General features: G+C 73.2%; 17 protein-coding genes and 2 tRNA genes. 3 read left to right on the top strand and 16 right to left on the bottom strand.

Annotation, left to right across the window (positions count from 1 at the left end; genetic code table 11):
* Positions 1-37: 37 nt before the first annotated feature.
* The 5 genes from BU52_RS18655 to leuS form a co-directional block, all read right to left on the bottom strand.
* The gene (locus BU52_RS18655; RefSeq protein ID WP_051858355.1) at positions 38-2,581 is read right to left on the bottom strand and encodes a ComEC/Rec2 family competence protein; all 2,544 of its coding nucleotides are present in this window, start codon (positions 2,579-2,581) and stop codon (positions 38-40) included.
* Positions 2,578-3,948 carry a ComEA family DNA-binding protein gene (locus BU52_RS36415; RefSeq protein WP_407702048.1) on the bottom strand — a complete coding sequence of 457 codons (1,371 nt, stop codon included), beginning with the start codon at positions 3,946-3,948 and terminating at the stop codon, positions 2,578-2,580. Before BU52_RS36415 ends, BU52_RS18655 begins: the two co-directional genes overlap by 4 nt.
* 117 nt (positions 3,949-4,065) lie before the next feature.
* On the bottom strand, positions 4,066-4,911 hold the full coding sequence (locus tag BU52_RS18665) for a DegV family protein (protein ID WP_037935771.1): 846 nt from the start codon (positions 4,909-4,911) through the stop codon (positions 4,066-4,068).
* A gap of 83 nt (positions 4,912-4,994) precedes the next feature.
* Positions 4,995-5,741 (bottom strand): hypothetical protein, encoded by a 747-nt coding sequence (locus tag BU52_RS18670; RefSeq protein WP_037935773.1) that lies wholly within the window; start codon positions 5,739-5,741, stop codon positions 4,995-4,997.
* Between the two features lie 186 nt (positions 5,742-5,927).
* Positions 5,928-8,804, bottom strand: coding sequence for a leucine--tRNA ligase (leuS, locus tag BU52_RS18675; protein WP_037935775.1), 2,877 nt, complete (start codon positions 8,802-8,804; stop codon positions 5,928-5,930).
* A 481-nt stretch (positions 8,805-9,285) separates the two neighbouring features.
* On the opposite strand from leuS, the gene BU52_RS18680 reads away from it, so the two are divergent.
* Together BU52_RS18680 and BU52_RS18685 are read left to right on the top strand one after the other, a co-directional pair.
* Positions 9,286-10,536, top strand: coding sequence for a ferric reductase-like transmembrane domain-containing protein (locus tag BU52_RS18680; protein WP_037935776.1), 1,251 nt, complete (start codon positions 9,286-9,288; stop codon positions 10,534-10,536).
* A complete protein-coding gene (locus tag BU52_RS18685; protein WP_037935778.1) occupies positions 10,533-12,143 on the top strand; it encodes an NADH-quinone oxidoreductase subunit NuoF family protein in 1,611 nt (536 codons plus the stop codon). The genes BU52_RS18680 and BU52_RS18685 overlap by 4 nt, the downstream gene beginning before the upstream one ends.
* 107 nt (positions 12,144-12,250) lie before the next feature.
* Here BU52_RS18685 and BU52_RS18690 read toward each other — a convergent pair.
* From BU52_RS18690 to BU52_RS35700, 9 genes are all read right to left on the bottom strand, one after another.
* Positions 12,251-12,323, bottom strand: a tRNA-Ala gene (locus BU52_RS18690).
* Positions 12,324-12,455: 132 nt separating this feature from the next.
* Positions 12,456-12,689, bottom strand: a complete 234-nt coding sequence (locus BU52_RS18695) for a hypothetical protein (RefSeq protein WP_006136074.1) — start codon at positions 12,687-12,689, stop codon at positions 12,456-12,458.
* A gap of 3 nt (positions 12,690-12,692) precedes the next feature.
* Entirely contained in the window at positions 12,693-12,866 is a 174-nt protein-coding gene (locus tag BU52_RS34870; protein ID WP_107061204.1) for a hypothetical protein, read from the bottom strand.
* 201 nt (positions 12,867-13,067) lie between these two features.
* Positions 13,068-13,140, bottom strand: a tRNA-Ala gene (locus tag BU52_RS18700).
* A gap of 128 nt (positions 13,141-13,268) precedes the next feature.
* Positions 13,269-13,943, bottom strand: a complete 675-nt coding sequence (locus tag BU52_RS18705; protein ID WP_200881215.1) for a histidine phosphatase family protein — start codon at positions 13,941-13,943, stop codon at positions 13,269-13,271.
* A complete protein-coding gene (rsfS, locus tag BU52_RS18710; protein ID WP_037935780.1) occupies positions 13,934-14,380 on the bottom strand; it encodes a ribosome silencing factor in 447 nt (148 codons plus the stop codon). The genes BU52_RS18705 and rsfS overlap by 10 nt, the downstream gene beginning before the upstream one ends.
* Before the next feature lie 103 nt (positions 14,381-14,483).
* A complete protein-coding gene (locus tag BU52_RS18715) occupies positions 14,484-16,190 on the bottom strand; it encodes an LCP family protein (protein ID WP_037935781.1) in 1,707 nt (568 codons plus the stop codon).
* Positions 16,191-16,206: 16 nt separating this feature from the next.
* Positions 16,207-16,845: a nicotinate-nucleotide adenylyltransferase gene (gene nadD, locus BU52_RS18720; RefSeq protein ID WP_037935783.1), complete on the bottom strand. Its 639-nt coding sequence runs from the start codon at positions 16,843-16,845 to the stop codon at positions 16,207-16,209.
* Positions 16,846-16,915: 70 nt separating this feature from the next.
* Positions 16,916-17,080, bottom strand: a complete 165-nt coding sequence (locus tag BU52_RS35700; RefSeq protein ID WP_037935784.1) for a hypothetical protein — start codon at positions 17,078-17,080, stop codon at positions 16,916-16,918.
* 310 nt (positions 17,081-17,390) lie between these two features.
* Here BU52_RS35700 and BU52_RS18730 point away from each other — a divergent pair, with 310 nt between their 5' ends.
* Positions 17,391-18,494 (top strand): M48 family metallopeptidase, encoded by a 1,104-nt coding sequence (locus BU52_RS18730; protein WP_037935785.1) that lies wholly within the window; start codon positions 17,391-17,393, stop codon positions 18,492-18,494.
* 21 nt (positions 18,495-18,515) lie between these two features.
* Here BU52_RS18730 and BU52_RS18735 read toward each other — a convergent pair whose 3' ends face one another.
* Positions 18,516-19,592, bottom strand: a complete 1,077-nt coding sequence (locus tag BU52_RS18735; protein ID WP_037935787.1) for an SCO2583 family membrane protein — start codon at positions 19,590-19,592, stop codon at positions 18,516-18,518.
* An 87-nt stretch (positions 19,593-19,679) separates the two neighbouring features.
* The gene (locus BU52_RS18740) at positions 19,680-20,243 is read right to left on the bottom strand and encodes an SCO2584 family spore wall biosynthesis protein (RefSeq protein WP_456154826.1); all 564 of its coding nucleotides are present in this window, start codon (positions 20,241-20,243) and stop codon (positions 19,680-19,682) included.
* Between the last annotated feature and the right edge of the window lie 69 nt (positions 20,244-20,312).

Consider the following 20,312-nt stretch of genomic DNA (forward strand, 5'->3'; position numbering starts at 1 on the left):
GAGGCCCGGCACGAAAGGCGGCCTGGCCCCGCCCTGCTCAGCGCCGCGCCACCCGCAGCTCCCCTCCCCCGTCCTCCCCGGCGGTCACCGCCAGCGCCCCGTCCCGGTCCGTGCGCAGCACCGTCGCGCCCCCGGCGCGCAGGGCGGCGACCGTACCCGGGGCCGGGTGGCCGTAGGTGTTGTCCTCGCCCGTGCTGATCAGCGCGAGCCGTGGCGCCGCCCGGCGCAGCAGGTCCGGGTCCTGGTGGGCCGAGCCGTGGTGGGCGACCTTGAGCACGTCCACGCCGGTCAGCCGCCGCGCCGCCGGTGACCTCGCCAGCGCCCGCTGGGCCGGGGGTTCCAGATCGCCGAGCAGCAGCAGGCGCAGGCCAGCCGTGCGGACCAGCATGGCCACGCTGGCGTCGTTCGGCCCCTCGGCGGCGAGGTGGACGCCCGGTGGCGGCCACACCACCTCCCAGGAAAGACCGCCCGCGCGCCGCACCTCACCGGCGGCGGCCTGCGTCACCGGGACGTGCCGGGCTGCGGCGAGTCGCCGTACGAACGCGGCCTGCTCGGCGGGCTCTTCGAGGGTCGTCGCCTGGATGGCGCCCACCTCGCGTCCACGCAGCACGCCGGGCAGGCCCGCCACGTGGTCGGCGTGGAAGTGGGTCAGGACGACGAGGGGAACGCGGGTGACGCCCAGGGAGCGCAGGCAGCGGTCCACCAGGGCCGGGTCGGGTCCGGTGTCGACCACCACGCCGGAGCGCGGGCCCGCCGCCAGCACCACCGCGTCGCCCTGGCCCACGTCGCACATCACCATCCGCCAGCCGGGCGGCGGCCAGCCCGTGACCACCCGGGTCAGTGGCCGGGGCTGCGCCACCACCAGCACCAGGAGCAGTGCGCAGGCACCGCACCACCAGGGATGTCCCGGCAAGCGCCGCACCACGAGCAGCACGGCCAGGGTGACGGCGCCGAGCGCCGCCGCTCCGGTCCAGCTGCCGGGCCAGTCCACGCCCGCGCCGGGGAGCGCGGCACCGGTCCTGGCGACCCGCGCGATCCACTCCGCGGGCCAGCTCGCGCACCAGGCCAGGACGCGGGCCGCCGGCATCGCGACCGGGGCCGTGGCCAGGGCCAGGAAGCCCAGCACCGTGGCGGGCGCGAGCGCGAACTCGGCGAGCAGATTGCAGGGGATCGCCACGAGGCTCACCCGTGCCGCGAGCACGGCGACCACCGGCGCGCACAGTGCCTGCGCGGCACCCGCGGCGGCCAGCGCCTCCGCGAAGCGGGGCGGGACGCCGCGCCGGCGCAGTCCGGCGCTCCAGCGCGGAGCGAGGGTGAGAAGCGCGCCGGTGGCCAGCACGGAGAGCAGGAAGCCGTAACTGCGGGCCAGCCAGGGGTCGTAGAGCACCAGGAGCAGTACGGCGGTCGCCAGGGCCGGGATCAGCGATCTGCGGCGGCCGGTGGCGAGTGCGAGCAGGGCGACGGATCCGCAGGCGGCGGCCCGCAGCACGCTGGGGTCGGGCCGGCACACGACGACGAAGGCGAGGGACAGCGCCGCGCCCAGCAGTGCCGTGGCCCGTAGCGGGATGCCGAGGCGGGGCGCGAGGCCCCGGCGCTCGGTGTGCTGCGCCAGGCCGGGAGGGCCGAGGAGCAGGGCGAGAAGGATGGTGAAGTTGGCGCCCGAGACGGCGAGCGTGTGCGTGAGGTCGGTCTCCCTGAACGCCTCGTCCAGCTCCGGGCTGATCCGCGCGGTGTCCCCCACGACCAGCCCCGGCAGCAGCGCCCTCGCGTCCGGGGGCAGTTCGTCGGTCGCCTCCCGCAGACCGGCCCGCAGCCCTCCCGCCAGTCGTTGCGGTCCCGACGGCCCGCCCACGGTCCGCGGCCCCTCCCCGCCCTTCACCCGCAGGACCGCGGCGAACCGGTCACCACCCCCGAGGGCCGGGGCGAGCCGTGCCTCCACGCGCAGCCGGGTGGAGGGGAGCAGGCGGAGCCAGGGGGAGCTCCGCCCGCCCGCCGGCGCGGCTCGCCCGGGCGGGCGGACGTCGACGATCAGCAGCACGGGTGCCCGGGTCGCCCGCACCGCTCGACCGGGTCGCTCCACCCGCCGCACGTCGGCCTCGATCAGCACGGACGGCGGGGCCATGCGGTTCCCGCTGACCCGGGGCCGGGTGAGCCGGGGGTCGGCGGTGATCTCGATCTCGGCGGTGACCCCGGCGTACTCCCGCGCCAGCGTGGGGACGGGGCCCCGCCGCAGGTCGGCGCCGTGCAGCCCCGCCGAGCCGGCGGCAGCGGCGACGCAGAGCAGCACGGCGGCGACGGCGTGGGCGGCGGCGCGTCCCCGTCCCGGCACGCGGCTCGCGGTCACGAGGAGGGCGAGGGCCGTCAGCAGGGAGAGGAGCACGGCGCCCACCACCGGGGCGGGCGGCGCGTGCAGCGTCAGCGCCGCCGTGGCCCACGCGGCCAGGGCGGGCGGGACCAGCCGGAGGTCCGCCGGCCCCTCCTGCCTCGGGTGCGCGGCGCCGAGCCGCTTGCCGGACGTCGCGTGGACGGGCCGCCGCGCGGTGGGTGCCGTGGGCGGTGGCGCCGTCGTTTCTGTGCTCATGGGCGTACGAGGTTCCGCAGATCCGCGAAGCGGCGGTCGCCGATGCCGTTGACCTCGCGCAGTTCGTCCACCGAGCGGAAACCGCCGTTCCTGGTGCGGTGGTCGACGATGTGCTGGGCCAGGACGGGGCCGACGCCGGGGAGGGCGTCGAGCTGGTCCAGGGTGGCGGTGTTGAGGGACACCGGCGCGGTGGGACCGGCTCCTGCCGCCGTGCCGGTGCCGCCGCCGGGTGCCGCCGCGGCCGGTGCCGGACCTCCTACGACCACCTGTTCACCGTCGACGAGGAAACGGGCGCGGTTCAGGGTGTCGGTCCGGGTGCCGGGACGCACTCCACCCGCCGCCCGCAGCGCGTCCTCGACGCGTGAACCGGCCGGGAGGCGGTGGATGCCCGGCTCGCGCACCTTGCCGCTGACGTCGACCACGATCCGCGGGGCCGCCGTGCCCCCGTCCTTCGCCGCGCCGGCCGGCGCGCCCGGTGCGCCGTCCTCCCCGTTCGCCCGCTCCACGGGCGACTGGGCCGCCCGCACCACCTCCGGGGCGCTCACCGGCTGTGTCCGGCCCGTCCAGAAGTGCTGGACGGCGAAGCCGAGGACGAGCACGAGCAGCGCCGACAGCGCGACGACGCTGCGCCGTTCCAGCCCGCAGCGTGCCTGCATCCACAGGGGCAGGCGCTCCCGCACGGCGAGCCCCACCCGCCGGCCCACGGAGGTTTCCGGTTCGCCGCCCGCGGGAGGCCCCGGTTCCGGCACCCCCGCGGGCGTCCCCGGGTCAACGGACCCCGCGCCGCCGCCGTCCGCCCCTCCCACCCCGGCCGCCGCGGCGGGACGGGCCCCGCTCACCGGACGCGCCGTGTGGCCGATCCTCACCGCCGGGTCCGCGGCCGCCGCGCGCGGAACGACGGCCGGGCGCCCCGTCGGGAGCGAACGCGCCACCGGGGCCGGGTCGTTCGCGCCCGTGCGGTACCCGGCCTCGCGGTCGAAGGGAACCCCGCCGCCGACGGGAATCCCGCGGGCACGGTGCGGAGCCGCCCACCGATGCGCACCGGCCGCCTCCGGACGGTGCACGGCCGCCGACGCATCGGCCCGCCCGCCGCGTCCCGCCCCGTCCAGCGCCCAGCTCGGCACCCGCCCGGCGCCCCTGGCGCCCGCCCCGGCGGAACCCGGACCCCCGTCGCTCTCGCCGAACAGCGCCTCCGCCCGTCGCCGGAGTTCCTCCGCCGACGCGAGACGGTCGCGGGGGCGGTACCCGTGCCGTGCCCGGGAACGGGACCCGCCGGTGCGGCGGTGGCGGACGCGGTGGTCGGACGCGGGGCCACGGCCCGGTCCACTGGTCGGGGTCGCTGTGCGTGAGCGTGATCGAAGTGCCATGCGTCGAGGATCCGGCACCTCGCCGGACCGCGATGATCTTGCCCGATTCCCGGGGACTACTCACCGGTTGTGGACAACTCCGTCACCCGTACGAGCGCCGGGCCGCGGACGGGCGCCTCACCGGGCCGAGACCACGACCCCCAGCAACCCGGGTCCCGTGTGCGCCCCGATCACCGCGCCCACCTCGCTGACGTGCAGGTCGGCCAGGCCCGGCAACCGGACCCGCAGCCGCTCCGCGAGCGCCGCCGCGCGCTCGTGGGCGGCGAGATGGTGGACGGCCACGTCCACCTGCGCGCCACCCGCCCGATCGGCCGCGATCTCCTCCAGACGGGCGATCGCCTTGGACGCGGTGCGCACCTTCTCCAGCGGTTCGATACGGCCGCCCGCCAGCTGGAGCAGCGGCTTCACCGCGAGCGCCGAGCCGAGCAGGGCCTGCGCGGCGCCGATCCGGCCGCCCCGGCGGAGATAGTCGAGGGTGTCGACGTAGAAGTAGGCGGACGTGGCCGCCGCCCGCTTCTCCGCGGCCGTGACCGCCTCGTCCACCGTGCCGCCCGCCTCCGCGGTCTCCGCGGCCGCCAGGGCACAGAAACCGAGCGCCATCGCGATCATCCCGGTGTCCACCACGCGCACCGGCACCGGTGCCTGGCGGGCCGCGACGACCGCCGCGTCGTGGGTGCCCGAGAGTTCGGCGGACAGGTGCAGGGAGACGATGCCGCTCGCGCCGGACTCGGCGGCCCTGCGGTAGGTCTCGGCGAAGACCTCGGGTCCGGGGCGCGACGTCGTGACCGGGCGCCGCTTCTGCAGGGCCTGCGCGAGGGAACGGGTGGAGATCTCCGTGCCCTCCTCCAGCGCGCGGTCGCCGAGGACCACGGTCAGGGGTACCGCCGTGATGCGGTGCCGCTCCATCGTCCGGGCCGGAAGGTAGGCCGTTGAATCGGTGACGATCGCGACATGGCGGGACATGAGCTGGAGGTTACCTGGCGTAGTGCCCGTGCGGCAGTCCGGCCCCGCGGGCCGCGTCCGGCCGTGGCGGGATCACACGGTGCTCACGTGGTGCTCTCGGGGCGCGGCTTCTTCTGCCAGGAGTACGTGGGCCGCGGCGCCGGCGGGTCGAGGGCGGCCCGCGCCGGGTCCTGCCCCGCCCTGTGCCCGGAGGCGGGCTCCTGCGCCTCCGGCCGGGACCGACCGTCCGTCGGGGCGTCGGCGGCGGGAGCCTCGGGCCGGCGCGGCGGCGCGGGCTGCGCCTCCGTGGTGGTCCAGTGCCGCAGGGCACCGGCCTCCATGTCGATCTGGCCGCTCAGGGAGTCGAGGTCGTCGTCCGCGAAGCGGCGGGCGCGGTCGCGGGCGGCCCAGCGCAGGGAGTCCGCGGAGCTCGTGATGCGTTCGGTGCGCTCGCGCAGCCCGGGCAGCCGCGCGGCGAGGGTGGCGCGGTCCGGCTCTGACTCCATGCGCCTGAGCTCGCCGTCCAGTTCACGACCGTGCTCACTGAGCCGCTGGAAGAGCCCGAGGGACTCCTTGAGGGACGCGTCCTCGGCGGCGGTGGCCTCCAGAGCGTCCTGGGTGGCCCGCATGGAGGTGCGCAGCGTGAGCCGGAGCTGCGCGATCTCACCGGCCGGTCCGGACTGGGCGAAGGCCTTGGCCCTCAGGGTGTGGTCCTCGACCGTGCGGCGGGCCTGCGTGATGTGGCGGTCCGCGCTGCGCTTCGCAGCGCCGACGACCTTCACCGTGGCGTAGGCGCCGAGCACCACGAGGAGCACGAAGAGCAGGGCGACCACTGCGAACACCGCTTCCACGAGGCTCTCCTCCCGGGCCCTTCGGCCTGTCCCGGCACACTCCGTGCCGCTCTTCAACGGTAAACGCAACGGGCAGGCCGGAAGTTCCTCGAGAACCCCGATCCTGCCCGTAGGGGACGACCCCGAGCCCTGGTCCCGGCCCCGGCTGCCCTCGCTCACCTCACGCGGTCACCTGGCGCGCCCACCTCACGCCGGAACGATGTTCACCAGCTTCGGCGCCCGTACGATCACCTTGCGGATCCCGGCCCCGTCCAGCGCCGCGACGACCCGCTCGTCCGCCAGCGCGGCCTTCTCCAGCTCGTCCTCGGAGATGTCGGGGGACACCTCGAGCCGCGCCTTGACCTTGCCCTTGATCTGCACGACGCAGGTGACGGTCTCGTCGACCACGTACGCCGGGTCGGCCACCGGGAAGTCCTGGTGCACCACCGACTCGGCGTGCCCCAGCTTGCGCCACAGCTCCTCGGCGACGTGCGGGGCCAGCGGCGCCACCAGCAGCACCAGGGACTCGGCAACCGGCCGCGGCAGCGCTCCTCCCCGCTTGGTCAGGTGGTTGTTCAGCTCGGTGACCTTGGCGATGGCGGTGTTGAACCGCATGCCCTCCAGGTCGCCGCGCACGCCGTCGATCGCCTTGTGCAGGGCGCGCAGGGTGTCCTCGTCGACGTCGTCGGTGTCGACGACGGTGACCTCCCCGGTCGCCTCGTCGACGATGTTGCGCCACAGCCGCTGCAGCAGCCGGAACTGACCGACCACCGCACGGGTGTCCCACGGGCGCGACACGTCCAGCGGGCCCATGGCCATCTCGTACAGGCGCAGTGTGTCGGCGCCGTACTCGGCGCAGATCTCGTCCGGAGTGACCGCGTTCTTCAGGGACTTGCCCATCTTGCCCAGCAGCCGGGTGACCTTCTCGCCCTGGTACCAGTAGCCGCCGTCGCGCTCCTCCACCTCGGCGGCCGGTACGGCGATGCCCCGGCTGTCGCGGTAGACGTAGGCCTGGATCATGCCCTGGTTGAACAGCTTGTGGAACGGCTCCGCCGACGACACGTGCCCCAGGTCGTACAGCACCTTGGACCAGAAGCGCGCGTACAGCAGGTGCAGCACGGCGTGCTCGGCACCGCCGACGTACAGGTCGACACCGCCGTGCGGCATGCCCTGGCGCGGGCCCATCCAGTACCGCTCGATCTCCGGGTCGACCAGCTTCTCGCCGTTGTGCGGGTCCAGGTAGCGCAGTTCGTACCAGCAGGAACCGGCCCAGTTGGGCATGGTGTTGGTCTCGCGGCGGTAGCGGCGCGGACCGCGGCCGTCGCCCAGGTCCAGGGTGACGTGGACCCAGTCCTCGTTGCGCGACAGCGGCGTCTCGGGCTGGGTGTCGGCGTCGTCCGGGTCGAAGGTGCGCGGGCTGTAGTCCTCGACCTCGGGCAGCTCCAGCGGCAGCATCGACTCGGGCAGGGCGTGGGCGATGCCGTCCTCGTCGTAGACGATGGGGAAGGGCTCGCCCCAGTAGCGCTGGCGGCTGAACAGCCAGTCGCGCAGGCGGAAGTTGACGGTGCCCTCGCCGCGGCCCTCGCGCTCCAGCCACTCGGTGATGCGCGCCTTGGCCTCGACGACCCCCAGGCCGTCCAGGCTGATCTCGTCGTTGGCGGAGTTGATGATCTTCGCGTCGTAGGACCCGAAGGCGTCCTCCCAGGTGGAGGTGTCGGTGCCGCGGCCGTCGGTCGGCTCGACGACGCAGCGGATCGGCAGTTCGAAGGCGCGCGCGAACTCGAAGTCGCGCTGGTCGCCGGCCGGGACGGCCATGATCGCGCCGGTGCCGTAGCCCATCAGCACGTAGTCGGCGATGAAGACGGGCACCTGCTCGCCGTTGACCGGGTTGGTCGCGTACGCGCCGATGAAGACACCCGTCTTGTCCTTGGCCTCGGCCTGCCGCTCGACGTCGGACTTCGAGGCGGCCTGCGCGCGGTAGGCGGCGACGGCCTCGGCGGGCGTCGCGTGACCGCCGGTCCACACCTCGTGGGTGCCCTCGGGCCAGGCGTCCGGGGTGAACTTCTCGACCAGCGGGTGCTCGGGCGCCAGCACCATGTACGTGGCGCCGAACAGCGTGTCGGGGCGGGTGGTGAAGACGGTGATGTTCTCGCCGTCGATGGGGAAGTCGACGCGGGCGCCCTCGGAGCGGCCGATCCAGTTGCGCTGCTGCAGCTTGATGGCCTCGGGCCAGTCCAGGGCGTCCAGGTCGTCCAGCAGGCGGTCGGCGTACGCCGTGATCCGCATGTTCCACTGGCGCAGCTTGGCCTTGAAGACGGGGAAGTTGCCGCGCTCGGAGCGGCCCTCGGCGGTGACCTCCTCGTTGGCCAGGACGGTGCCCAGGCCGGGGCACCAGTTGACCGGCGCGTCCGAGGCGTAGGCCAGGCGGAACCCGCCGAGGACGTCGGCGCGCTCCGCCTCGCTCAGTTCCCCCCACGGGCGCGTGTGGCCGGGTACGGCACGCTCACCGGACTCGAACTGCGCGACCAGCTCGGTGATCGGACGGGCCCTGCCCGCCTCGTCGTCGTACCAGGAGTTGAAGATCTGCAGGAAGATCCACTGGGTCCACTTGTAGTAGTCCGGGTCGATCGTGGCGAACGACCGGCGCTTGTCGTGGCCCAGGCCCAGCCGGCGCAGCTGGGACTTCATGTTCTCCATGTTGGCCTCGGTGGACACGCGCGGGTGCGTGCCGGTCTGCACGGCGTACTGCTCGGCGGGCAGGCCGAAGGCGTCGAAGCCCAGGGTGTGCAGGACGTTGTGCCCGGTCATGCGCTGGAAGCGGGCGAAGACGTCGGTGGCGATGTAGCCCAGGGGGTGACCGACGTGCAGGCCGGCACCGGAGGGGTACGGGAACATGTCCATGATGAACTTCTTGGGCCGGGCGGCCAGCTCCGGGTCGCCCGCCAGGTCACCCTTGGGGTTGGGCGCGGCGTACGTCCCCTCGGCGTCCCAGAAGTCCTGCCAGCGTGCCTCGATCTCGGCGGCCAGGGCGGCCGTGTAGCGGTGCGGCGCGGCCTCCGCGGCTGCGGGGTTCGTCTCGCTCATGATCCTCAAAGCTCCATCGATCGTCTCTGCCTGCTGCTGCGACTGCCGGAAATGAAAAATCCCCTCGCACAGGAGGGGACGCCGCGCCGATTCCGACCTGCCGGTCACCGGCGGTCGGGACTGATCAGCGCGGCTCGCTAAGCAGAAGGCGTACGGCACGCATGGCGTCAGGGTACCGCAGCGTCCGATCGGGCCGCGACGCGCTTTGACGGCAGACGAACCCGGAGCCATGGTTACTTCGCGTAACAACCACTAACGGACATCGCAACGGGCGCATGGTCTTTTGATAACAGCGCAATAACTCAAACCTCGTACTGATCGGTATGACGGGGCTTAGAGTTCGGCGGCGGGACCGCTTTACCGAACCGTTCGGAGTTGCCCCCATGAACTCTCGTCCAGACAGCAGCCCACCCCCCGCTCGGGGCAGGTCGGCTGCGGCTCCGGTGTGCCCGCTCCGCGTCGTGACGTCGGGAGGTCGGTCGTGAGGCCGGACGACAGCACGGCGGACGACTGGTTCGCCGAGTTCCTCAACTTCGGTGTGGGCGTCCTGTCACTGGTCTGCCTGAGCTGTTCGGTGATCTGGGGGCTCGTCGCCCAGGACCGGATCCTGCTCGGTCCCCGCCAGCGGATCCTGGCGCAGGCGGTGCACCGCGCCACCGCGGTCGCCTCGATCGCCTTCCTGCTGGTCCACATAGGCATCAAGCTGGCCCTCGACCACACCACCTGGATCGCCGCGGTGATCCCCTTCGGACTGGCCCTCACCGACGACGAGGCCGTCGCCGGCCGGTCGTTCCTGATCGGACTCGGCACCCTGGCCGGCCTGCTGATGATCTTCGTGGGCGTCACCGGGATCCTGCGCAACCGCTTCGCCTCCCCGGCCCCGGTCGCGGCCCGCTGGCGGGCGATGCACATGCTGGCCTATCCGGCCTGGTGCGCCGCGCTCGTGCACGGGCTCTACGCGGGTCGAGCGGCGAAGCCCGTCTTCCTGGTCCTCTACGGGCTGTCCCTGCTCGGCGTCATGGCGGCCCTCGTGGTGCGGGCCTCCCCGCCCCGGGTCAAGCGCGCGATCGCCGACCGGATCACCGCGCTGCTCGGCACCGACCAGCAGCGGGACCGCGAGGAGCGGCTGGAGGAGAGCAGGTCCCGGGCGGCGGAGTCCGCCCTTCCCGGATACGGCGGCGGACGCGGCTCCGCGCGGGGCCACGGAGGCCGGCGCGACGAACGCCCGCTGTACGAGAGCGCCGAGCGGGCCCCCGCCCCGGAACCGGCGAACGGCTTCGCGGCCGCCTACCGCGCGGTGTCGGCGCCCGGCCGGCCACCGGCCTTCCCGCCGCCCGTCACCGACGCGACCGCCCGCATGGAGCTGCCGCTGGACATGCAGCCCACGGAGGCGATCCCGCGCGTGGACGGCCCCTCCAGCACCTCGGGCAACTGGCCGATCCCGTCCCCGCCCCCGGTCGGCGAGGCCCCGCCGTCGGCCTACGACCCGCTCAACGACACGGGATACACCATCCCGGTCCATGACAATGCGGTCGGCTCCGGCTACGGCTCGAGTGATGTGTACGACACCGGTGAGACGAACACCCTCTACGGCACGTACAACCCGGGTGACACGTACAACAGCGGTCCCGCCACTGAAACACCCTCCGGTGCGTCGCCGTCGTCCTCCTACGACTTCGACGCACCGGGTTCGGGCGAACCTTGGAACACGCCGTCCGGAGGCTACAAGTGAACGAGGCTCTGCCCGACGTACCCGAAGTCCGCGTGGTCGGACTTCCCCAGCTCACGTCGGGCTTCGACCTTGTCGACCGGCTCGATCTGCCCATGCACCTCAAGGTGCACGGGCCGCTCGAGCCGCTGGGCGGTGAGCAGCTCGCGCAGCTCGCCGAACGCATCAACCTCAGGGGCCGCGGCGGCGCGGGCTTCCCCTTCCACAAGAAGCTGCGCTCGGTCGCCGAATCGGCCATCAAGCGCGGCGTCCGGCCGGTCGTCGTCGTCAACGGCAGCGAGGACGAGCCGGCCTGCCGCAAGGACACGGTGCTGATCAACCGCGCCCCGCACCTCATCCTGGACGGCGCGCTGCTGTGCGCCGAGGCCATGGGTGCCCGCACGCTCGTGGTGGGGGTCACCCGGGAGTCCACCCAGCGCTCCATGGAGGCCGCGCTCGCCGAACGCGGACTGAGCAACGGCCGCCGTTCCGCGCTGCGCGCCCGCGTGCAGCGCAACCCGGTCCGCATGGTCACCGGTGCCGCGGCCTCCCTGATCCGCTCCATCGACGGCGGCCCGGCCATCCCGCCGGGCCGCAAGGTCAGCGCCTCGCGGAGCGGCGTCGGCGGCGCGCCCACGCTGCTGTCCAACGCCGAGACCTTCGCCCAGCTCGCCATCGCCGCCCGCATCGGCCCGGAGCGCTACGGCAACACCGGCCTGTACGACGAGCCGGGCACCGTGATGCTCACGGTGTCCGGGGCGGTGGCCCGCCCCATGGTGATCGAGGTGCCGACGGGTGTGCCGCTGCGCTACGTCCTCCAGCTCGCCGGTGCCCCGCCGATGCCGCAGGGGGTGCTGACGGGCGGCTACCACGGCAAGTGGATCGACGCGGCGACCGTCAACGAGGCGATCGTCTCCCGCAACTCCCTGGACGCGGTGGGCGGTTCGCTGGGCGCGGGCGCGATCCTGCCGATCAGTCAGGACACCTGCCCGCTGGGCGAGTCGCTGCGGGTCGCCCAGTGGCTGGCGGAGGAGAGCGCCGGCCAGTGCGGCCCCTGCTACCTCGGGCTGCCGGCCGCCGCGCGCGGCCTGGAGGACATCCTGGGCGGCGGCGGACCCGCCGCACTGGAGGCCGTCAAGCAGGTCGCCAGGAACGTCAAGCGGCGCGGGGCGTGTTCGCACCCGGACGGCTCCGCGATGTTCCTGGAGTCGACGCTCAAGGCGTTCACCGACGACCTGGCCGCCCATGTCCTCGGCAACGGCTGCGGACGGCCCGTGGCAGGTGTCCTGCCGCTCTTCGAGGGGGGCAGGGCCCCCACGGGCATCCCGGGCGGCGGCGGGGAGGAGAACGGCCCCAGCCGTCAGAAGATCTACGTCGACTGGACGCTGTGCCGCGGCCACGGCCTGTGCGCGGACATCCTCCCGGAGGTCTTCCAGCTCGGCGCGGACGGCTTCCCGACGGTGGCTCAGGCCCAGGTGCCGCGCTTCGCGGAGGCCAAGGCGCTGCGCGCGGTGCGCCGCTGTCCGGCGCTGGCCCTGCGCATCGAGGACGAGGCCCCCCAGGCCAAGGCGCCCTCCAGGAATCTGCCGGTGCTCTCCCAGGGCCGCGGCCGGCGCGCTCTGGGCCGCTGAGAACCCGCCCGGGCCAGCCTTCGGGCCGCCCCGGGCACCCCGGCGAAGGGTGCGGGACAAGCGGCGAGGGCGGACCATCCGTTCGGATGGTCCGCCCTCGACTTCTGTGGAGCTAAGGAGAATTGAACTCCTGACCTCCTGCATGCCATGCAGGCGCTCTACCAACTGAGCTATAGCCCCTGGTCCTGCTCCGCCCGGTTTCCCCGGCGGCGACGCCAACTTTACACGGTCCACCCGGCCCAACACCAAATCGGTTTCGGCCCGGTGCCGCCATGTCCGACATGACCGCTGTCGAGTCACGCGGTCACGCGGTCACGCGGTCACGAACGAATAGAACCGCTTGAGCGTGCAGTGCTCCTCGAGGAGCCGGCCGTAGATCGGCTCGCCCTCGAGTTCCCGGTACGTTTCGATGGGGTCGCCTTTTATGATCAGCGCCCGCGCGCACTCCTCGCACCAGTACTGGTAGTCGGGGTTGATCGGCTCCATGTCCCGGACGATCGGCGTCCCGCTGCCGCACCAGTCGCATTTCCGCCTGTGTGCACCCATGGATCAGCTCCAGCTGTGGCCGCAGGCCGTGCACACGTAGGAGATCCCGCCGTTGTCACCGAGTACCTGGGCGACGTGCGCGGAACCGCAGGAAGGGCAGCTGAGCCGGGTCGAGGTCCGTCGGGTCGACACCGCTCCGAGGAGGTGACCGACCTCCTCGAGGATGCTCGCAGGCATCACAACTCCCTCCCGTCGGGCCGCGCCCCCTTCCGGTCGTTTGATTCTGCCACGACCGGGCCAATACGGTCAGCGACGCCGGGGTACCGGTCGGGACACGGCTCGACGCCTCGCGGAGGTATACGCCGCGCGGGCCCCTCCCACTCAACGCGGACAACGAAAAATCCCGCCTCCCCGGAGGGAGACGGGACCTTCGTCCTGTGGAGCTAAGGAGAATTGAACTCCTGACCTCCTGCATGCCATGCAGGCGCTCTACCAACTGAGCTATAGCCCCGGATGCCACGGTGTGGCCACCTGGTGCTTCGCCCCGCTCGGCGGGGCGAACAAGAAGAACTTTAGCCTGCGACCTGCCAGAAAGTGAAATCCGGGTCCCGGGGCGCCCGGGGCCGGACCGCACGGCCCTCAGTCGTCGTCGCCGAGCACGGGTTCCGGCAGGGTGCCGGCGTTGTGCTCCAGCAGGCGCCAGCCCCGGGCGCCCTCGCCGAGGACGGACCAGCAGCAGTTGGTGAGGCCTCCCAGGCTCTCCCAGTGGTGCGGGTCGAGACCCAGCAGCCGGCCGATGGTGGTGCGGATGGTGCCGCCGTGGCTGACCACGACGAGCGTGCCGTCCTCCGGGAGCTTCTCGGCGTGCCGCAGCACCACGGGAGCGGCGCGGTCGGCGACCTCGGTCTCCAGCTCACCGCCGCCCCGGCGGACCGGCTCACCGCGCTTCCACGCGGTGTACTCGTCGCCGTACCTGGCGATGATCTCGTCGTGCGTCAGGCCCTGCCAGACACCGGCGTAGGTCTCCCGCAGGGACTCGTCGAGCATGACGTCCAGGCCGGTGAGCGCGGCGAGTTCCGCGGCGGTGGCCGCGGCCCGCTTCAGGTCGGAGGCGATGATCGCGTCGGGCCTGAGGCCCGCGAGGAGCCGGGCGGACCGGCGGGCCTGGGCCACGCCGGTCTCGGTGAGTTCGACGTCCGTGGAGCCCTGGAAGCGGCGTTCCACGTTCCAGGAGGTCTGGCCGTGGCGCCACAGGATGACGCGGCGGCCCCGGCGCCCGGAGCCGCGCACCTCACCGGTGGCGCTCACCGCCACTCACCGCCCGGCTGCGCCGCCTCCTCGGCCTGCTGCAGCTTCGCGTGTTCGGCGGCCTTGCCGCGGGTGGCCCTGGCGTCCTCGGGCAGCTCCAGCTCGGGGCAGTCCTTCCACAGCCGCTCCAGGGCGTAGAAGACGCGCTCCTCGCTGTGCTGGACGTGGACGACGATGTCGACGTAGTCGAGCAGCACCCAGCGGGCCTCGCGGTCGCCCTCGCGGCGCACCGGCTTGGCACCGAGCTCCTTGCTGAGCCGCTCCTCGATCTCGTCGACGATCGACTTGACCTGTCGGTCGTTGGGCGCGGAGGCCAGCAGGAAGGCGTCGGTGATGGACAGCACGTCACTGACGTCGTAGGCGACGATGTCGTGCGCGAGCTTGTCGGCGGCCGCCTGCGCGGCGATGTGGACGAGCTCGATGGAACGGTCGGTTGCGGTCACTACATGGCTTTCGGTCGGCGGTCACTTGCCCTCAAGGGTCTCACGACCGCCGGGCACCCCCCACGTCATTACGGAGGGTGTGCCCGGAGCGGGTCCGCCGGCCCTAGGAACCGGGGTCGTAGTCCTGGCCGAGGACGACCGAGACGCGGGCGTTCCCGGAGGTCCCGCCCTTGGTGACGGAGTCCGCGTCCAGCCCCAGGGTCTTGGCGACCTCGGCGGCGTTCTCCTTGTCGGCGGCGTTCGCGTAGACCACCTTGGAGGCCGCCTGCGGTGCGGCGGCGGTGCCGGCCCCCCGGAAGGTGAAGCCGCCGTTGAGGAGCACCACGCGGGCCTTCTCGGCGCGGTCCTCCACCCCGGTGGCGTTGCGCACGGAGACGCTGACGGCGGCGTCCGGGTCGGGGCTCTTCACGGTGCCGCCGAGGACGTCCTTGACCACGCTGTCGCTCGCCTCGGCGGTGAGCGTGCCGTCCTGCTGCACGGGCAGCAGCGCGGTCCGGTGGTCGCCGCCCTTGGCGAGGTCGGAGAGCCGGGCGAGGAAGGCGCCGAGGTCCTTGTCGGTGAGCGGAGGCTCGATGATCTGCCCGAGGGTCTGGATGGTGGTCGTGGCGGCGTCCGGGTCGGAGGTCATCTTGCGCAGGACGCTCTGCAGCACCTGCCCGAACCGCTCCAGCTGGGCGTTCTGCGCCTCGCCCGGTCCGCGGTGGGTGGCGTAGGCGACGGCCATCTTGCCGCTGAGGGTCTGGCCCTTACCCTTCCTGACCAGCGGCGCCTCGCCCTTCTTCTTGGCGTCGGGGTCGGGCACGTCGGCGTCGGTGTCGACCTCGATGTTGCCGACGAGGTCGACGAGGGTGAGCAGGAACGGGGTGTCCAGCCGCCAGGTGCCCTCGATGTCGGTGCCGAGGACGGTGTCGAGCGCGGACCTGGTGCCCTCGGAGCCGTCGTCCTCGACCGACTTGGCGAGCGTGGTGGTCGTACCGTCGTCGGCGGTGAGGGCGAGGGAGTTGGGCAGCAGGACGGTGGTGCCCCGACCGGTGGTGGTGTTGTCGACGAGCAGGGCGGTGGCGGTCCCGCCCCGCTCGGTGTCGTGCAGGTGGACGACGATCACGTCCCGCTTCTGGGCGCCCGCGGCCGTCGTCGTGCCCGTGTCCTGCCCGGAGGACAGTCCGGGCAGCTTCCCGGCGTACCAGAGGTAGCCGACGCCACCGGCCGCGACCAGGGCGAGGACCACGACGAGCGCGATGATCCGGCTGCGGGCGCGGCGCCGGGCCTCCTCGCGCCGCTCGGTGCGGTTCTCGGTGAACTTGAGCCAGTCGATGACGTCCTCGGAGTCGCCGTCCGGCTCCTCGACGAAGGAGAACTGCTCGGTGCGGTACTCCCGGCCGGGCCCGGCGGGGTCGTGCTCCTCGTCGACCGGGCCGGCCTGCTGCGGAATGTGCGCGGTCTGCTCGGCGACCCGGGGCTGCTGCCCGGTGCCCGCGGCGTGCGTGCCCTGCCCGTAGGGGTCGTACGGGGCGCCCTGGCCCCCCTGCCGGGTGCCGTAGGGGTCGTAGCCGCCGTAGGAGGGGGTTCCGGGCTGCTGCGGGGCTCCGGTGGCGTACGGGTCGTACGACGGCTGCTGGTGCCCGCCGGTGGCGTACGGGTCGTAGCCGCCGTACCCCTGCTGCCCCTGCTGCTGGTAGGGGTCGTACTGCTGGGACTGCGGGGCCTGCTGCTCCGTGGCCTGGCGGTAGACGGGCCGGCCGTACTCGTCGTAGCCGACGAGTTCGTACGGGGCGCCGCCCCCGTATTCCGCGTCGTATCGGTCGTTCACCGGTACCCCTCTCGGATCACTCGCCGCGGTACAGGTCGCGCTTGTCGATGTAGCGCACGACTCCGTCCGGCACCAGGTACCAGACGGGAGCTCCCTTGGCGACTCTCGCACGGCAGTCCGTGGACGAGATGGAGAGGGCGGGGACCTCCACCAGGGAGACACCGCCCTCGGGGAGACCGGCGTCGGTCAGGTGATGGCCGGGCCGGGTCACGCCGATGAAGTGTGCCAGGGAGAAGAGTTCCTCGCTGTCGCGCCAGGTGAGGATCTGGGCGAGGGCGTCGGCGCCGGTGATGAAGAACAGGTCCGTGTCCGGGTTGAGCGCGCGCAGGTCGCGCAGGGTGTCCACGGTGTAGGTGGGGCCGCCGCGGTCGATGTCGATGCGGCTCACCGAGAACTGCGGGTTCTCGGCGGTCGCGATGACCGTCATCAGGTAGCGGTCCTCGGCGGCGGAGACCGCACGGTGGCTCTTCTGCCAGGGCTGCCCGGTGGGGACGAAGACGACCTCGTCCAGGTGGAACTGCGCGGCGACCTCGCTGGCCGCCACCAGGTGCCCGTGGTGGATCGGGTCGAAGGTGCCGCCCATCACACCCAGGCGGCGCCTCGTCCGCTCGGCCGGGCCGCTGCCGGGCCCGGTAGGCATGTCCTGCTCTCCCATGCGTGCAGACCCTACCGGCCCGGCCCGGGCACCCCGTCCGCCAGTGCCCTCCCGGGCCCGGGGACGCGGGTCAGCGGTCGCGGTTGAAGCGGGTGGTGATCCACAGCAGGAGCAGCAGGACGAAGAGGGCGCCGCCGCCGGTGAGGTAGGGGCTGAGGCTCTCGTGGTTGCCGCTGTGCTCTCCGCCCTCGGCGGCGAGCGTGACCAACTGGGCAGCGGTGCTGGGGAAGCTCATCTTCGGCAGAACCTATCGCGTGTGGGCGGGATAAAGACGTCCGCTCATCGTAAGCGGGCGCCTCGGCGGCGATCACGCCGACTCCGCCGTTGCGGGCCCGCGGCGTCCGCGGCCCCGGGCGGCAGGCAACCCCGCCGGTCCCCCGGTCGTCCTTCCGGCTGGAGCCGCGCGACGGGCCCGCGCCTCCCGGGCCGTACGGCCGGACGCTCTGCCCGTGCGAGAGGTCTGCGCCTAGGCTGGGCTTCGCCGCGGGGAGCAACGGGCCCGCACGACGGCCCGCAGAGATCACTCATTCGCACCTGGGGGAAACATGTCCGACGGCCACCAGCACAACGGGCACGAGAGCGTGCCGGGCAGGCAGCGCAGGCGCTTCCCCGGAATCTCCTCGCGTGCGTACGAACATCCGGCCGACCGCTCCGCGCTGGTGGCGCTGCGCAAGCTGAGCGGCTTCGACACGGTCTTCAAGGCCCTGAGCGGCCTGCTGCCCGAACGCAGCCTGCGGCTGCTGTTCCTGTCCGACTCGGTGCGGGTCTCGGACCGGCAGTTCGCCCACCTCAACGACATGCTGCGGGACGCCTGCTACATCCTGGACCTGGAGAAGGTCCCGCCGATGTACGTCAACCAGGACCCGAATCCGAACGCCATGTGCATCGGCCTGGACGAGCCGATCATCGTGGTGACCACGGGGCTGGTGGAGCTGCTCGACGAGGAGGAGATGCGGGCGGTCGTCGGGCACGAGGTCGGGCACGCGCTGTCCGGGCACGCGGTGTACCGGACCATCCTGCTGTTCCTGACGTCGCTGGCGGTCCGGGTCGCGTGGATCCCGCTCGGCAACTTCGCGATCATGGGGATCGTGACGGCGCTGCGCGAGTGGTTCCGCAAGTCGGAGCTGTCCGCGGACCGGGCGGGGCTGCTGGTCGGGCAGGATCCGCAGGCCTCGATGCGCGGCCTGATGAAGATCGCGGGCGGCAACCACCTGCACGAGATGAACGTGGACGCGTTCCTCGAACAGGCCGAGGAGTACGAGGCCGGGGGCGACCTGCGCGACTCCGTGCTGAAGATCCTCAACGTGCTGCCCCGCTCGCACCCGTTCGCCACCGTGCGGGCCGCCGAGCTGAAGAAGTGGGAGGCCTCCCGTGACTACCAGCGGATCATGGAAGGCCACTACCCGCGGCGCGACGAGGACAAGGACGCCTCGGTGCGGGACTCCTGGCGGGAGTCGGCGAGCAGTTACGCCGGTGAGGTGAGGAACTCCAAGGACCCGCTGATGAAGCTGGTCAACGACATCGCGGGCGGCGCCGGCGACCTGGGCGGCCGGGTCCGTCGCGGCTTCGGCGGCTTCACGTCGTCGGCGCCCCGGCAGGAGCCGCCGTCGGACTCGGACGGCGGCGGCTCACCGCGCGACGGCGCCTGAGGCCCGTCCCGCCGGGTGCCCTCACAGGTCCGGCTGCGCGCCGGGCGCCAGGGAGCCGCACAGCGCCGGGGTGCCGCCCGTGGCATAGGGGTCGGTCACGGCGGGCCCGCCCTTCCCGGCGGTCCGGCCGGCCAGCAGCGGGCGCAGCCGGGCGGTGGCGTCCTCGGCGCAGGACAGGGGTCCGGCCCGGACGTCGGCGACGACGAGTTCCGCCTGGTGCAGGCGCAGGTCGTCGCGGTCGAAGCGGAAGTGCAGTTCACGGCGGACCGTGAACAGCGACGCCTCGGCGTCCCGGCCGGCGCCCGCCGGACGCAGCGCGTAGACGACGGTGTGGTCGGCGGTGACCGCGAGGGTGTCGGAGTCGGTCTCGGCGGCCTGCAGGGTGCCGCGCACCCGGATCCCGGGGTCGGCCAGTTCCACCCGGGAGGGGTCGAAGCGGACGAGCCACCCGGTGGGCGCGTGCCGGCCGTCGGCGGTGGGCCGGTCGAAGCTCCGGTCGAACTGCTCCAGCTGGCCGGAGTCGAGCAGCACCCGCACCGGGCGGGTCTCGCCGCCGGTGAGCACGGCCGGGTCGAGGGAGGACCGCACCACGTAGTCCTTCGCGGTGAGCAGGGCGGCCACCACCTGGCCGTCGGAGAAGTGCGCGGTACGCCGGGACGCCGGGAGCGGCACCCCTTCGGCGCCCGTGCGGAAACTCGCCGCCGGACTGCTCGCGAACAGCCGTGCCGCGTCCGCGGTGCCGGGGACCTCGCCCCGCGGGGCGAGCGGGACGACGGTCATCCGCAGGGGCTCCACGGGGCGGTCGGCGGCGGGGGTCCGGTAGGGGTGGCGTATGCCCATGTAGACGGCGGTGCCGAAGGCCACGGCGATCAGCAGGACGAGGACCAGCGCCTGCCGGGACAGGCCGCCCTTGCGCCGGTGCGGGCGGCGGCGCACGGCCGGGGCGTGATCGGTGATGCGCTCCTGCGCGGAGTACTCCTGGAGGCGGGCAGCGCGGACGAAGGACTCGTCGAAGACGACGGACCTGTACTCGTCCTCTCCACCGCCGCCGGGAACTCCCTCGGGCGTCCCCTCGGGTGGGTCCGGAGGTCCTCCCATGTCTTCAGGGTAGGTTCGGCGAAGGCCCGGTAAACGCCCCACCGGAGGGGAAGTTGTGTCAGGTCCCCACCAGACGGGCGGTCGGTCTCAGGGGCTGCCGCGCGGGATCACCGGGACGGTCGGCCGGGAGTAGTCGGCCGACGCCGAGGGTGCCGCCGCGCTCTCCCGCTCCACACCGGTGGAGGCCGGTGGCGGGACCGGGTCCTGGCGGGTGGAGGAGGAGCCCCGGTACACCGCCGAGAAGGCGAGCGCGACCATGCCGATGCCCATCACCAGGGCGAGCATCCAGGCGACGGGGCGGTGCCAGCGCACCTGTTTGCCGTACGCGCCCGGGGAGCCGTAACCGCGCTCCGGGGCGTCGGAGTCGTCGTCCCGGTCGTACCCGTCCGTGCCCCGGTACCCGCCGTACCCGTCGTCGTACCGCTCACCGCGCGCACGGGCCCGGCGGGCCTCGGCCTCGGAGGCCTCGGCTCTGGCCTGCGCGGCGGCCAGGAGGCGTTCGACGGCGGTCGGCTCGTGCACCTCGGCCGCGCGTACGAAGGCCTCGTCGAAGACCACGGAGGCGAACTCTTCGTCCGACACCCCGCGGTCGTGGTCGTCGTCGGGCTCCCAGCCGTCAGGGAACGGCGTGCCCCCCACGTCCTCCGGCACGGATCCAGAGTAGACCGGGGGGGTCGTTTTGGGCAGACGGTATGGAAATTCATCCGTCTGCCGCATCCG

Source organism: Streptomyces toyocaensis, from assembly GCF_000725125.1.
In the GTDB taxonomy this organism is placed as follows: domain Bacteria; phylum Actinomycetota; class Actinomycetes; order Streptomycetales; family Streptomycetaceae; genus Streptomyces; species Streptomyces toyocaensis.

Excerpts from the sequence above, each read along its gene's own strand:
- BU52_RS18655 (WP_051858355.1), bottom strand. The coding sequence starts at position 2,581 with ATGAGCACAGAAACGACGGCGCCACCGCCCACGGCACCCACCGCGCGG.
- BU52_RS34870 (WP_107061204.1), bottom strand. The coding sequence starts at position 12,866 with ATGCCTGCGAGCATCCTCGAGGAGGTCGGTCACCTCCTCGGAGCGGTG.
- leuS (WP_037935775.1), bottom strand. The coding sequence starts at position 8,804 with ATGAGCGAGACGAACCCCGCAGCCGCGGAGGCCGCGCCGCACCGCTAC.
- BU52_RS18735 (WP_037935787.1), bottom strand. The coding sequence starts at position 19,592 with ATGGGAGGACCTCCGGACCCACCCGAGGGGACGCCCGAGGGAGTTCCC.
- BU52_RS18695 (WP_006136074.1), bottom strand. The coding sequence starts at position 12,689 with ATGGGTGCACACAGGCGGAAATGCGACTGGTGCGGCAGCGGGACGCCG.
- BU52_RS35700 (WP_037935784.1), bottom strand. The coding sequence starts at position 17,080 with ATGAGCTTCCCCAGCACCGCTGCCCAGTTGGTCACGCTCGCCGCCGAG.
- nadD (WP_037935783.1), bottom strand. The coding sequence starts at position 16,845 with ATGGGAGAGCAGGACATGCCTACCGGGCCCGGCAGCGGCCCGGCCGAG.
- BU52_RS36415 (WP_407702048.1), bottom strand. The coding sequence starts at position 3,948 with ATGGCACTTCGATCACGCTCACGCACAGCGACCCCGACCAGTGGACCG.
- BU52_RS18665 (WP_037935771.1), bottom strand. The coding sequence starts at position 4,911 with ATGTCCCGCCATGTCGCGATCGTCACCGATTCAACGGCCTACCTTCCG.
- BU52_RS18730 (WP_037935785.1), top strand. The coding sequence starts at position 17,391 with ATGTCCGACGGCCACCAGCACAACGGGCACGAGAGCGTGCCGGGCAGG.